Annotated in this window: 10 protein-coding genes; 2 read left to right on the top strand and 8 right to left on the bottom strand. The window is 54.0% G+C overall.

Translation table 11 applies throughout. The features are described from left to right. Positions 1-134 precede the first annotated feature (134 nt). The 5 genes from ABD971_RS01470 to ABD971_RS01450 all read right to left on the bottom strand — a co-directional run bounded on the left by ABD971_RS01470 (position 135) and on the right by ABD971_RS01450 (position 5,537). Entirely contained in the window at positions 135-842 is a 708-nt protein-coding gene (locus tag ABD971_RS01470) for a hypothetical protein (RefSeq protein WP_345318722.1), read from the bottom strand. Between the two features lie 813 nt (positions 843-1,655). Further along, positions 1,656-2,621 carry a protease modulator HflC gene (hflC, locus tag ABD971_RS01465; protein ID WP_339945874.1) on the bottom strand — a complete coding sequence of 322 codons (966 nt, stop codon included), beginning with the start codon at positions 2,619-2,621 and terminating at the stop codon, positions 1,656-1,658. Between the two features lie 2 nt (positions 2,622-2,623). Further along, a complete protein-coding gene (hflK, locus tag ABD971_RS01460) occupies positions 2,624-3,607 on the bottom strand; it encodes an FtsH protease activity modulator HflK (protein WP_339945876.1) in 984 nt (327 codons plus the stop codon). Between the two features lie 224 nt (positions 3,608-3,831). After that, positions 3,832-4,290 carry a riboflavin biosynthesis intermediates N-glycosidase gene (gene ybiA / locus ABD971_RS01455; protein ID WP_345318719.1) on the bottom strand — a complete coding sequence of 153 codons (459 nt, stop codon included), beginning with the start codon at positions 4,288-4,290 and terminating at the stop codon, positions 3,832-3,834. A 125-nt stretch (positions 4,291-4,415) separates the two neighbouring features. After that, positions 4,416-5,537: an alpha/beta hydrolase fold domain-containing protein gene (locus ABD971_RS01450; RefSeq protein WP_345318717.1), complete on the bottom strand. Its 1,122-nt coding sequence runs from the start codon at positions 5,535-5,537 to the stop codon at positions 4,416-4,418. A gap of 161 nt (positions 5,538-5,698) precedes the next feature. On the opposite strand from ABD971_RS01450, the gene ABD971_RS01445 reads away from it, so the two are divergent. Beyond that, on the top strand, positions 5,699-6,163 hold the full coding sequence (locus ABD971_RS01445) for a TIGR03067 domain-containing protein (RefSeq protein WP_345318715.1): 465 nt from the start codon (positions 5,699-5,701) through the stop codon (positions 6,161-6,163). Between the two features lie 638 nt (positions 6,164-6,801). On the opposite strand, the gene ABD971_RS01440 is transcribed toward ABD971_RS01445, so the two are convergent. Next, complete coding sequence (locus tag ABD971_RS01440) at positions 6,802-8,706, bottom strand: YncE family protein (protein WP_345318713.1); 1,905 nt, start codon at positions 8,704-8,706, stop codon at positions 6,802-6,804. Between the two features lie 225 nt (positions 8,707-8,931). Here ABD971_RS01440 and ABD971_RS01435 point away from each other — a divergent pair, with 225 nt between their 5' ends. Then, a complete protein-coding gene (locus tag ABD971_RS01435; RefSeq protein WP_345318711.1) occupies positions 8,932-9,717 on the top strand; it encodes a class I SAM-dependent methyltransferase in 786 nt (261 codons plus the stop codon). A 192-nt stretch (positions 9,718-9,909) separates the two neighbouring features. Here the strand turns inward: ABD971_RS01435 and ABD971_RS01430 are convergent, their stop codons facing one another. Then, positions 9,910-13,914, bottom strand: coding sequence for a carboxypeptidase regulatory-like domain-containing protein (locus tag ABD971_RS01430; RefSeq protein ID WP_345318709.1), 4,005 nt, complete (start codon positions 13,912-13,914; stop codon positions 9,910-9,912). Then, positions 13,911-14,303, bottom strand: a complete 393-nt coding sequence (locus ABD971_RS01425) for a BlaI/MecI/CopY family transcriptional regulator (protein WP_339945892.1) — start codon at positions 14,301-14,303, stop codon at positions 13,911-13,913. Before ABD971_RS01425 ends, ABD971_RS01430 begins: the two co-directional genes overlap by 4 nt. Between the last annotated feature and the right edge of the window lie 193 nt (positions 14,304-14,496).

Genomic DNA, 14,496 nt, shown 5'->3' with positions numbered 1-14,496 from the left:
TCAATACCAAAGTTTTAGCGGTCCAGCACTAGCCTCGGTTCAGCGTCGGAACCGTGGCTAGCGCCAAAACTGCCAACATACTGAAAGTCTCCTACCTAACTGCTTGCCGCGAAGTTAGTCCGCGGATGATCGGGTCATGCGTGATCGGTGGTCGATGACGCATCATCCTCGTCCGCTTGGCTGGCAGCGTAGCGATGATCGGTTTGCCCGAGTGCCACGATCTGGACGACGTCTTTCACCGCCAGGTACAGCAGGCTTACGATTGCGACCGAACCGCCAGCGAGCAACGAGGATGCAATCAGCACGCCGTAGTAAATCGTCGGATACCACCATCCCGGCAATGAATCGGATTCATAAACGGGGACACAATGCAGGACGAACATGATCGCAGCAGAACTGAACAAGATTGCATCATACAGAGCGATCTTGATGATCCGGTGGTAATGAGCATCGGCAAGGTTGCGGTCGGCGTTATTGCCCAGTCCGATCATCGTCAGCATCAACGCCAAAATGGTCGCCGATACAGTCAGGATGGACGAGCAGAACAATCGACTCGTCGGGATGATCGCCTCAAGTAGTCGCCGCGCCTCGGTGTCCCCGACATGTCCCAGCACGATCGCTGCACTGGCGATCGACACGGCGATCACAGTTCCAATCACGCAGGCCGTAATCAGGTCATGTTTCAACCGCTTCAGCATTCCTGGATCATTCGTCATTTGTTTTCTTTGCACTCGAAGTCCAACATCGACAGCGGCATTTCCACCGATCACCAAGGCATCGTGTGCATTCCCCGTTCCATTGACGCCCAAAACGGTGCCACCCACCAAAAAGGTTGCCCGCATGCGGTTAGCCGTATGGACCAACGCTGTGAGGGATTTTTCCTTATAGGGATTGTGCTAATTTAGCGTAGCGGAAGTCGTCAAGACTTTCGTTCCATGGTGTATGCCCCCCCGAAACTCTTGACGAGTTCCGCTACGAAATGTTTCACAGCGCTGCGTATGAACGCTAGTCGTTGGAGCCAACCAGACCAAAAGAACGGAGCCGACGCGCAAGGCTGGATAGTTAAAACTTTGCTAGTGTCGTGATTTTTGGTTGCGCTGGCTTTCTGCCACCTCTCCACCAATTTCGAAGACTGCTGATTTAGTGGGATTGATTACAGGCCGGAGGCCGACACATCCTCTGCCGGTGGCGTGAGCCACCGGCTGGCGGAGGCGGGAAAACATAGCCCAGCGGGCGACACACTCTGCCGTCAGTGTGTCGGCCTCCGGCCTTACGGCGACAGGTCGCTCAAAAGCCGTTGACTCACGCCAGCGGCAAGTCATGTTTCGGCCTCCGGCCTATGTGATTGCTCTAAAGCAGCAGTCTCCTTCGTCGGTGCAGAGGTAACAGCAGTATCGGCCGGAAGAAAAACTGACCCCCACTATCCGACGTCAATACCAAAGTATTAGCGGCCCATCGCAAGGCCAAATACAATCCACTTTGGGTAGCGCTCGCGGCGTGGGGCCCGCCCGATTGCGGCGAATAAAACGTTCGAAATTTACCGGGCGGCTCGCGCCACACCGCTACAAAAACCACCTGCTTTTGTAGCAAAGTAGATTGGCTCGGTGGACATAGCGTTGCGCAGATTCATGCTTGGAGAACCGTACGAGTCCACCTTAGTTGCTGTCGGGATCGACGTGCTTGAGGAATTTGAAGATGTCGCTGCCGGTCGTCATGATCAACGTGCTGTCGCCGCCGAGCATCTCTTGGTATGTCTCCATCGTTTTGATGAATTCATAGAACGACACTGAATCTTCGCTTTGGTTGTAGGCGCTGGCATAGATCTCGGATGCCTTGGCGTCTGCCTCACCCTGGATTTCCTGGACGCGTTTGTACGCTTCGGATTCAATCTTCAGCAAGTCGCGTTCTTTCTTTCCGATAATCTTCGCCGCTTCACCTTCACCCTCGCTGCGGAATCGCTCGGCGATCTGTTGACGTTCGCTGATCATACGGTCATAGATTCGCTGCTGGACGCTTTCGTTGTAATTGATCCGCTTGAATTGAACGTCGAGCAGCTCAATGCCAAAATCGACAAGCTTTTCAGACGCCTCATTAAAAATCTCGTCTTCGATCTTCTCGCGTCCTTTTGTAATCGGATACAGCACGCCAACGTTCCCCGGTGCATCGACGAGTACAGCGTCACGATCCGGCTGTCGGTCCTTGGTCGTCCGGATCACTTCGATCAATTCATGTTTGGCGATCGCGTTACGCGTTTCGCTGCCTAAGATATCGTCCAGACGTGATAGAGCGCTTCGCTCGTCTCGAAGTCGCAAAAAGAACTGCTTTGCGTCATTGATCCGCCAACGTCCGAACGTGTCCACAACGATGTAGGTCTTGTCTTTGGTTGGCATCTCATTTGGACGACCGTCCCATGCGAGAATTCGTTCCTCGATTCGGGTGACTTCTTGAATGAAGGGGATCTTCAAGTGCAGCCCCGCGTCGCTGATCGGATCGCCCACCGGTTTTCCGAACTGGGTGATGATCACCTGCTCGGTTTCATCGACCGTGTACGATGCGTTGTACAACAGAAAGGCAAACAGCAGCCCGAATATGATCAGTGCGGGAAGAGGTACATTTTTCATGATTAGTTCTTTGTCGATTCGGTGGACAATTGCAGCAACGGCAAGATCTGGCTGGCCTTCTCGTCAATGATGATCTTTTTGCCAAGATTGGGAACGATCTGACGCATGGTTTCGATATAGATTCGTTGTTTGGTGACTTCGGGGGCCTTCAAATACTCTGCCATCACCGCGTTGAATCGAGCAACATCGCCTTCTGCCTCGTTGACGCGTTTCAGAGCGTAGCCCTCGGCGGCCTGGATCTTTTGTTCGGCTTCGCCGCTGGCGCGGGGGACAACTTTGTTGTATTCGCCGTTGGCCACATTGATTAACTGCTCGCGTTCTTGCTGAGCCTGGTTGACCTCGTTGAACGAACGCTGGACGGGCAACGGCGGATTGACGTTTTTCAGTTGAACCTGGTCGATGCTCAGTCCAAGCTCGAACTTGTTCACCATTTCTTGAAGCTGTGTCAGCGCGTCGGCTTCGATTTCTTGACGTCCCACGGTGATCACTTCATCAACGGTGCGGTCGCCCACGACGGTACGCATGACCGATTCCGACAGGTCACGCAGCGTGCTGTCGGGGTCGCGGACTTTGAACAAATAGAGCTCGGGTTCGCGAATACGGTATTGCACGATCCACTCGACCGTCGCCGCGTTCAAATCACCCGTCACCATGCCCCGCTCAAGGGTCTGTTCCGATGAAAATTGGTTCGGATTCGAACCACCCGATGTCCCGAAACCGAATTCTTGTTTCAGTTGGCGTTTGACCGGCACCATGACCACGCGTTCGATATTAAACGGCAACTTGAATCGCAATCCAGGTTCGGCATTGCGGACATATTTGCCAAACCGTAATACCACGCCTTCGGATTCCGCTTGCACGGTGTAAACGCTCGAGAAGACAGCCAGGGCCAGCAAGACCGCAGGGATCACCCACAGCAGACGCAATTGTCGGAAGTCGATGTCACGCCAGTCGAAGTCTCGCCAGTCGTCGGGATCAAATTTCATGGGACCGTTAATTTGTTGCGGTTGGGGGGATTCGGAGGATTGTGCACGCAAAGTTGGTGACACCGATCTCCCAGTTCCCGCAAGTATAGCTTGCTGAGAGCGGAACACGTCGCGATTTGGAAAACCGATCCTCGATACCAAGAAGACATCCGGCCGCAAATTCGCACCGCGACGAAATGTCGTCCCTTGGGACTTGCAGTCACCCTACAGCAACTTTTGTCTTCTCACGCGGGTTCCACGACGCGCAATTTGTCTCGCACTTCCATCAGGATTCGGCCGAGCATGTTCTTGCCGCTGCCATCACCCCCATCGCCCCAATAAGCATCGTTGGCTGTGTTTTCGACCAATTTGGCTTCGCCGGTGGCCAGCAGGATCGTCTTCAATTCATCATGCTGAGTGAACTTCGCCAACACCGCTTCTCGCATCACGTTGTCGCGGATGGAGTCCCAGTCGCGACGCAGTTTCTTTTTGCGATCACGTCCGAGTCGGGCGGCGATCATCGGCGTCTTGGCTTTGCGGATCTCTTCCTGATGGCCAACGTCTTTAAACTTTTGAGCCTGAAAATAATGCTCCGATGTCGGCCATCGTTTGCCCTTCAACTTGATCGAGAACGCGGCAAAGTTCGAGAACTCACCATATTCGTCGCTGACGCTGTAGAAATGGATGACGCTTTGATCCGACATGTCGATAATCCTGGCTTTTGATCAGCTCGCTGCTTCGTTCAGCAATAGGTGCATTTTGCTCAAAGACACGTTTGCAGCGGGAAGGTTCAGCCATGTTTATAGATCAATATCGTTCTGGACGTTGCTTACTTTGAATTGTTGCTTCGCTGCGGAATCGGATCGCTCGAAATCGTCACCTCTTTGCTGAGTAGGTGCTTGTCGAAAAACTGTTGCATTCGCTTGGCGACTTCCGGCGACGAGAATCGGCCGTGGCCGCCTCCTTGCACCGGAACCAGCATCGACTCGACTCCGGCTTTGCTGAACGCTTCGTGCAGCTGCTCGGATTGATCGAAGGGCACAACCGGATCCGCAGTTCCATGGATGATCAGAAAGGGTGGATCGTTCTTGGAAACATAACTGATCGGTGAAGCGTTGCGAGCTGCCTTTTTGTTCTCTTGCAGCGTTCCGCCCACGAGTTTGGACTCGGGTGAATTCGCATCGTCGTGCCAGCCACCCATCGACAGCAGATCCGTGGGGCCGTACTGATCGACAACGCAGCTAACGCTACTGCTGTGGCTTAGATGGTTGCCAAGTGTGCCTTCCAATTCCGATACATCGCCCGCGGTTCCTAGCATCGCGACCAGATGTCCGCCCGCGGAAGTACCGGTTACGCCGATCTTGTCGGGGTCCAGGTTGTAGCGTTTTGCATTGCCTCGCAGCCAACGAATCGCGGCTTTGCAGTCATGGATTTGCGCGGGCCAGATCGCTTCGCCACTGAGACGGTAACCGACCGAGACTCCGATGTATTGGCCGCTTTCGACTAAGGGGGATATCGTCCGATAGCCGCCTCGTTTATCCCCGTTTTGCCAACCGCCGCCGTGGATGAAAACAACGACCGGCAACGGCTTGTCGTCCTGGCGTGTCTTGGGCAGATACAGGTCAAGCGTTTGCCGCGGATTGTCCGTACCGGCATAGGGGAGATCGAGTTCGGCCTGGACGGATGTTGTGACTGCCGCAGCTGGCCCACGACCGGCGCGACGAGTAAATGCTTGGTCTTCTTCGGCGCTGACGACGCCATCCTTATTCGTGTCGATGCGGCGGAACAGTGGTCCCGAGAACTCGTCGTCGGTCAGCTTGCCATCTCGGTTGCGGTCGAGCCGCTTGAATTGGGGGCTGGTTTCTTGGGCCACGCTCTGAGTCTGGGCCATCCCCATTCCCGCCAACACAAAACACAGGATTGCAGAGAAATGTCGTCGATGTTTCATCATGGATCGTTTCGTTGGGTTCAAGTCAGTAAATTCGGGTTCCTCGGATTGAACCCACAATGAGGCGATTGGTTTCGCAGGTTGATGAAGCAGTTGTCACCGCTGGTGCATTATAATTGCAGAGGGTTCTCGGTTTCTTTCGAACGCTGGTGGAGGCGATAACGATGCGATACTTGCTTTTCAGTCTGTTGCTTGTTGGATTCTTGCTCACGTCCGTAGCATCAGCTGACGATGCGACAGACGAAGCGATCAAAAAAGAGCGTAAGAAGATCGAAGGGAAATGGCAAATCGTTGGACTTGTCATCAACGGGAACAAGTCGAAGGACGAAGACGCCGCAAAACTTACCGTGGTCAACGACGCTAAGGGGACATGGAGCCTCTGGTCTGGCGACAGCAAAATCACGATGGGGACCAGCACTTTCGATCCGACAACGAAGCCAAAGACGATTGACTTCACGCCGAGCGAAGGGGACGCAAAAGGCAATCGGTTTCTCGGGATTTATCAACTCGGAAAGAACGCTCGGAAACTGTGCTTTGCACCCTCGGGAAAGGATCGGCCCACAGAGTTTTCTTCCACGGCTGAGAACCAACACATTCTCGTGACGTTTAAACGGGTACAGCCTGAGTAGTGAAGTCTCGAAGTTACGTCTTAATAAGGCGGTTGCAAGAGGTCGCGCCTGATGGTTTTGTGACTTGGGGGGGGCGAGGCCCGATTCGAGTTTTGCAGCCATGTAACGTTTCTACGAAACGCCACTGGCACGGGGACGCTTTATCCTACTATCTCTTTTGAGCCAATCCCGATAGGGATTTTAGCAATTAACCGGTGGTTTGAGCGTAGCGAACACCACCGGAAAACTTTAGCCAATATTGAAATTGACCCTGACAGGGGCACCGACAACCGGGCTGCGACCCCTCCAGGGTCGAAAGCGTTTTCGTTTTCTCGATTCCGCAAGTGGCGCTTCGCTTACCTACGGCTAATGTCTTTGATCCCTATCGGGATAGAATCGACAACCATTCGTCACGAGATGTAGAGGATAAAGAGAGCAAATTGCCGAGGCAATCTTCGCTGCCGCCGCAGAGTTTGGCCAAGCTTGACGGCGACTTTCTGCTGCTAATCGTTGATTCACAGACGTCGGTGAGTCATTTGGCTCGAGACCAATGCGAGCACACCTCGCCGCCAAGTACTGTTGGTGACGGTCTGCTTCGGGGCGATTGCAACGGCCCGCTCGCGTCGGCGACGGACTGAATGCTCGATCGGTACTGAGGGTTACGCGAGCAGCCGTAGCTGGTAGCCATGCATCTGAAACAGCATCAGCGATAGGATCAGGAACGCAGCTAGGACGACGGTAAAAAGCAGGGAAAGATACAGTGCAGGAATCACGCTCAGCACAGCCAAACAGTATTTTACCCAATGGGTCCGTGAACCGAATACCAACCAAGTCACAGCTCCCGCGACTACGGTGTAGCATGTGCCGGGAATCAAGATAACCAAAATGTCTTTGGTGACTGGGTCGTAGTAACTTTCTCCTGTCCAAACGGCGAATAAGCTGGCAATTCCGCCCGTCAACAACAAGCAATCGCTCAGTGTAAAACGGCTGATCCGCTCAGGCTCCTCTTGTGTGGTTGTTATGCCGGCAAAGACGAGCCGCCATCCTCGTATCCTCGGGATCAAGAACCAAGCCGCCAGCAGTGTCAATAGAGCCGCCGCGGCAATTGAGCTGCTGACTGTATCATACAAAAGATAAATCCCCAGTCTCTCTCGCAGTGTTTTCCATCCGAAAGATAGCGCAGCGACGACAAATAGGCACCACGGAATTTTGGATGCCCAGCGACCTGGTGTGAGAGTCAAGAAGAATATAAACAGGCTCATCAAGCCAAGAAGAATTGCCGCTGCAACGGTGGTGTTGACGCCCAGGGCGTCGGCACCGAACCAGACACGTCGGACGGTCACCGTGATCATATATAGGCTCGCTAGAATGACGACCAGCCACGGACGCCATCGAGAATGAGTTGAAGTGATTGGAATTCGAGTGGCGAGTCCGGAAAAGATGAATGTTAGCAACCATAAAACGAACGCTGCCCAAACCAAACGCAGCCAGAACGTTGTTTCGGCCGCATCTAAGAATCCGGCACTCAATGTCTGGATTTCGCCCGTTCTCCAGTTCCACCGCTTTAGATGGCCATTGACCGTTCTATCGTACTTACGGTCGGCATCGATCTGATCGATCAGCAAAATGACGTGATCGTCATCCTGAAATTGGATTTCTTGAAGCGATTCGTCCGCTCGCAATGGGATCCTGGCGACGACGCCTTGCGAAGCCAAGTCAAAGATCGAAGCGTGTCGGTGTTTCCGACTGGAGAAAAGAAGTCGTTGTCCGTCGGGACTGTACGACGAGACTCCGCCGATGTCGCTCGGAATGTGGATCTGACGCGAGGCTCCGTCCAAGCTACTTAGGCTTAGCCCTTCTTCCGTTTGGACCGCGAGTGTCCCGTTCGTATCGACCGCCGCGAGGAAGTACCAGTCGTCGGTGACAGGAATATTACGAATCAGACTGGCCGTGCCATTTTCTTGAAACTCGAACAGCTTCTGAATTCTCTTTTCAGTGTTGAGGTCCACCCACCCGAGTAACCCGTAGCGACGATTCCAATCGAGGTGAACGTGCGGTTCGTAGAAATCGAGGACCTCGGTGTAGGTTTGCTGTGAAGGACGCCAGACGCCTCCGCCGCGATAGGTAGGAAACGCGAGTAAATCAGAATTCCAAAGAATGGAAAGGTGTCTGAATAATGGGCGGTGCGCCCACGGATGGTGATCGTGATTCAAAAGCTCTGGCCACCTCGACCGCCGTATCACTTTGTCCGATTTGACATCGTAATAGACCAAATGATCATCCGCCGGGATGATCACCGATGTACCGTCAACGGAGATCGAAACCGCTACAAAGTTTGGTTGGCAAGGAATCCGTTGGCACGACTGGAGGTCCGATGCCCACACTGTGACGTTCGTGTCGTGGGGTGCCGATTTGGACCAAGATGTCGTTGCCAACGTGCCGTTATGACTGATCGAAAGACGCTGGAACTCCCATGGTGTGTTGCCCGCGAGCCACAAGGCGATCAACCCAATCGCCAGATAGGTGATGCCAAACAAGAGAATTGACTTGGATCCAGCTCGCATGTTCTCCTTTCTTGTTTGGGCGTAAGTGAAATAAATCGAGTCGCGGTACAATTCATTTAATTCTTACCAAACGATCATCATACACGTCCGTCGACCGCCGAATCGATGCTCAGTGTCACCGATGCTTATCGATCTTGTAATACGGCATTCATGATGACTAAAGGTCGACCTGTGATAATTTGAGATGATTTAAGAAGATCGGAACAACACCCCAAGGGATCATGCATGAACGAAGATGACGTTCGCGAGCACAATCGTCGGTCGTGGGACCGGCAGGTCTGCGAGGGCAACCGCTGGACCAAACCAGTGGATCAAGAGACGATTCGGAAGGCCAAAAATGGTGAGTTCGAAATCGTCTTGACGCCTACGACTCCGGTGCCTGCCGATTGGTTTCCGCCACTTAAAGGAGCAAAGACCCTCTGCCTCGCTTCGGCGGGCGGTCAACAGGCTCCGGTGCTTGCTGCCGCCGGCGCGGAAGTGACGGTCTTTGACAACTCGCCACGGCAATTGGACCAAGATCGTTATGTCGCCGAGCGTGACGGACTTGCGATGAGTTTTGTCGAAGGCGACATGGCCGATCTGTCCAGATGGAATTCGGAATCGTTCGATTTGATCTTTCACCCTTGCTCAAACACGTTCGTTCCAAACGTGTTGCCCGTTTGGCAAGAATGCTTTCGGGTGCTACGAAGCGGTGGCATTTTGATGGCGGGGTTCACCAATCCGGTTCGGTACATCTTCGACGATGAACGAAAGGAAAACGGGAATCTGGAGGTTCGATATCCGCTTCCCTACTCGGATCTGGACTACCTCGATCAACAACACATCAAACAGGCGGTGGAATCAGGGTTTGCGTTAGAGTTCGGCCATACGCTCGATGATCAAATCGGCGGGCAATTGGCTGTCGGTTTCCTCCTGGCGGGCTTCTACGAGGACCGCTACGGCGAATCGGATGCGGATCCGCTCTCAAAATTCCTGGACACTTTCATCGCGACGCGTGCGATTAAGCCATGACGGAACCATTTCCACACCTCGTGTGATCGACGCACGCATGCTGGTAAGCCTAAAAGTGGTTCACCAGTCTTGCAGTGATCACGCCCATACCCCGAGTCGGGGTACGGGGGCGATGCCATTAAGACGCTCTGCCATTGAGACGCTCTGTCCCCCAGCTGAACAGTCCGAGCGACTCGGGGCGCACGGATGCAGCTACTTGAGCAATTCAGCGATCTTCTCTGCGAGGTCTTCGCCGCGAATATCTTTGGCGATGATTTTGCCTTGCGTGTCGATGACAAAGGTGGCGGGAATGGACTGGAAGTCGAAGTCAGTCATCACAGTCGGCTGATTCTCTTCGTCGACGTGACCTTGCGGCCAAGGCAATGGGTTTTCGTCGATGTAATTGACAGCATCCTTTGATTTGGCATCGATACTGACACTTAGAATGACAAGTTTATCGTCGTCAAAGTTTTCGTGAACTTTCTTTAAGTTGGGGATTTCGGCTAAGCAGGGGCCGCACCATGTTGCCCAGAAATCCAACAACACATACTTGCCCCGATAGTCGGCAAGTGACAGCGGGCGACCGTCGAGAGTCTTGATCTTCAGTTCCGGCGCCATATCGCCAACGCGTAAGAAGACGCGTGGTTTTAATTTGATCGAGCCCAAGTCCAACGGTTCGTCGCTGCGGCCGCCCGACATCTCGGGAACAACCACTTCGGTTCGCGCAAAACCCAGTTGTTCCCCTTGGCTTAGCGTATCGGTCGCCTTGGCCGCGATTGCCGTGAGACTCAGGGTGTAAGTGCCCGCCGGCACGTCTTCGATACGAAATGATCGGTCGTCCGCCATGACAAAGGCGATGTTTTGTGTCGCCTTAGCCATGTACCGAATTCCCGCTTCGGTCGTGGACCACTCGGTGAGCCACTGCTGCCGCTGCTCAAGCGTTCCGTTTGCGATTTCGTCGGGCACTGGAGGCTCGGGCAATTTGGGCGACAGCGTCCCGTGGTCGATGCGAAATTCGGTGATGTCGTCGGGCACGTCCACACGACCGGTGATTGGTCGTCCGGTGCCGCCAAAATCAACCACGTGCTCCGTGGCCGGTTGTGTGGCGATGCGAACCGACCGGGTAAACAATTGTCGGCCTGTTGCATCGACGGCGGTCGCTCGAGACAGCTGAACGTTTTCACCAGGCGGAACGCGAAGCAGTTCATACCGGCCGTTCTCATCCGTGATCGTTTGACCGCTGAAACTAAATTTCGGTTGCTGGTAAGGAATCTGACTGAGGTGATGTAACCGAACCGAAACTTGGCTCGCGGCGGTTGAACCGGTTTTGACTTCGCCGCGAATGCTGGCCCAGGGTTTCAGTACTAGTTTCTCATTGCCATCGAAATCTTTGCCAGTCATTTCGATCATCCCGGCATCGTGAATCGCGAGCAGCCGAAACTCTTGTTCGGGGGTCGGTAACTCGAACTTGCCCGCTGCGTCGGTTGTTGCAAAAACTGCATCGCGGGCGTCACTGAATCGTCCGTTTTGGATCGCAACATACTGGCCGGCGACGTTCAGGATCACCTGGGCACCCACGGCGGGATCACCCGATGGCAGGCTGACTTGGCCAGAGATCGCAGCGGCGGGTTGCATCGCAACGTTATGCAAAACATCTCCTTGATCCGACTTGAATACGGGCGAGATCACGGATTTGTATCCCACCGCGTCGAACCGAAAGAGGTGCCCTGGACGAGGATACGTTGTCTTGATTTCGTACTGACCGTTTTGCCCCTTCACCGCGTCTTGAAGCTGCCAAGTAACATTGTCTCCTTCGTTCCACTTTATCCCTTGAACCACTTTGAATTGATTGATCGGGTTGCCGGTGACCGCGTCGGTGACGGTGCCATGAACACGAAGCGGCGGCACCATCTTGATCACGTACTCGTCTGCTCTTGCAGTTAATTTTTCGCGTCGATGATCCATGTATCCTCGAGCGAGAATGTCAAACTCGATGACGTCTGCGGGAGCGTCATTCCAAACATAGATACCGTTCTTGTTCGATTTTCTTGGGATCTGAGCGTCAGCCAGCGAGCGGAAGCCTCGCCACGTATCCGGAACAACCATGACGTCGGCCAGCGGTTGACCGTCGGCGTCGACAGTACGAACTCTCAGACGGTTCCCGGGTTTTAGTGCAATCTCGACGGGCTCCATTGCGGCAGTCACGTTAACGGTTTGCGTTTCGGGCGCGTAACCTTTGGCGACAATGGTCAGCACCATCTCGTCAAGTCGGCTATTGGGAAACGTGAAGATGCCGTTTTCGTCGGTTGTCGTTTCAGGGTAGCTCGAGCCGAATCGATCTTTGCCTTGATAGACGACCGCACCGGAGATCGGTTGGCCGTCGGAATCGACAACTTTTCCCTCAACGGTTGTCCCCTTTTTGAGCACGGAAATGAGCGAACCGGCACGAAGCTGATCAATCGAAATGTTGTTGGCCGTTTGCCCAAACATATCATCGCTGATGTAATCGGGATGGACGAAACGCAGCCATACATCATTGAGTTGTGCGGGCACCACTTTGCAAATCCATCGTCCGTCTTTGTCCGTCTTGACAGGATAGCGATATACATCGGTTCGCGGCCTCGCGTGTCTCAGCTCGGAGGTACTGGCCAGGATTTGAACTTCCGCGTTTTCAATTCCTCGTCCTTGTTCGTCTTGCACCCGTCCGCTGATAGTGGTTCCTAATTGCATCGGAAAGGTGAATTCCTTGGGCAAGGTGTCCCATTCGTCGACCTGCCAAATCGCCTTCATCGGTACGTGACCGACCGCTTTTGCTTCGACGAGCAGGTAGCCAGGTTCCGCCGGCAGATCGAAGCGTACACTACCGTCTTCCAGCGGAATTGGATCAAGGGTCGTCCGCTTGTTCAATGAATTTGCTATTTTCGCAACGACTTTTCCGTCTTCCAGTGGCTGGCCCGCCGGGTCCGTCAAACGAATGACAATCGACTTGGCTGCCGCCGTGTCTGTCGTCGCGGTTTGATCATTCGAGCTAGACGTTTTTGGTGTCGGCGGGGGATCCGCGTTGACGAATTTAAGTGATCCGATGCTGAGCGTTAGCAGCATCGCGGAGAAACCGAATGTAGTGATCTGATGGCGTGTCAAAGGAACCGAAAAAATGGTTTTGGCGACAAATTCAAGTCGACGCCGAACATCGGCAACACGCGCCATCGCCAATCCCGGTACTCGGTGGCTGGACGTGGCCAATGCGACTTTGGCAAGCGTTCGGCGGTACAGATCGGCGTCACCCAAACGCCTCGCCGAATCGGCGTCAGCGGAATATTCACAGGCCGTTGTGTGTGCGCTCGCGAGTTTCCAAACCAACGGATGTGGCCAGAGGACCGCAGTCACGCAGCGAATCACAGCATTCCAGCGCAGGTCATTCGATCGCAAGTGAGATAACTCGTGCGTCAGAATCGCCGTCACCTCGTCACGATCCGCTGTCGCCAAGATGGGAATAGGCAGTAGTAGTACAGGCCCTGTTTTGGACATGCAAAGCAACGGCGAAACGTCTGCATCGATCGTTCGTAGCGAACAGTTTGCTACGTTCATCGATCTTGCGATCCTGTTTGCTTCATCCACGATCCAGCTCTCGGCTGCCGTGGAGGTTGTGATCCAGTCGTTCAATCGACGTCGTCCTGCAACGCTGCGGATGGCGAGAACCAGCAAGCCAGCACACCAGATGATCGCAGCCGCCCAACGCAGCAGGGCGGGGGTGACGAAGCGAGCTGTTTCCGTGTCGTCGATATCCACTTCCGACGGCGCAGCAGTCACCCTCGAAGTGGTATCGTTAATCGGTGCGGGTGAAAACGCGATTCCTTCAGGGTTGGCGACCAGTGAACGGTGGCCACGATTGGGCTGATCGTTTGAAATCATGTCCTGCACGACCAAAGCACGTGTCGTCTCGTTGAAGTCGCTTGCTGGCGAGACCGGACGCTGAGGGGCTTGTATCGATATGGTAAGCGAATTCCATGGCAGAATCGCAAGCAAGGCGACCGTGACCATCGCTACGGTGGTGGTTCGCCACAGCACAACTCGCCATCGTGGGTTCGATCGGAACAATGCGAAATGGATCAACCACGCGAAAGCGAGCAGGCACGTCAATTTGATTAACAACAATGACCACCAGGGGCCATCGACGAACAGAGAATGCGTCGACGCGGATTCAAGAAAGAAACTCATGATCGATTTCCCTTGCGTGATTTGGTGTCGCCACTCGCACCGGCCTTTGCGATGCGTTTGAGTTCTGCGATGTCGTCATCAGAAAGCTTTTCTGATTTGACTAAATTGAACAGCAACGCCCGGGTCGATCCCTCGCAGAATTGATCTGCCAAGTGCCCGAGCATCGATCGGAAGGCGGATTCACGTTTCGTTTTGGCTTTGTAAAGGAACGCCTTGCCGACTTGCCGACGCGATACGTGCCCCTTGTCATGCAAGATTCCTAAGACACTTCGCAGTGCTGGGTTCTTGATCTCGCGTGGAAAGTAGCCTTGAATTTCAGCTGGCTTCAATTCCCCATGATCCCAAAGGATCTGCATCACCTCCAATTCGCCCTGCGTTAGCTGCGACATCCTAAAAACCTCCGCGAATCAAGTCGTTGCGTTAACTATGTGTAGATAATACTGCACATCAGGGGGGGTGATCAAGAGGTAAATGTAGATTAATCTGCACATTCGCTTCGCTGGAGTAAGCCCGTGTAAGCCCGTGCAATCCCGGGGCAATCCCGGGGCAGCTGCGGAAAAGGTTCCTGTTGCCCGGGCGTGT

It is taken from the genome of Novipirellula rosea, assembly GCF_039541335.1.
GTDB classification, from domain to species: domain Bacteria; phylum Planctomycetota; class Planctomycetia; order Pirellulales; family Pirellulaceae; genus Novipirellula; species Novipirellula rosea.
This window is presented reverse-complemented; position numbering and strand designations above follow the sequence as displayed.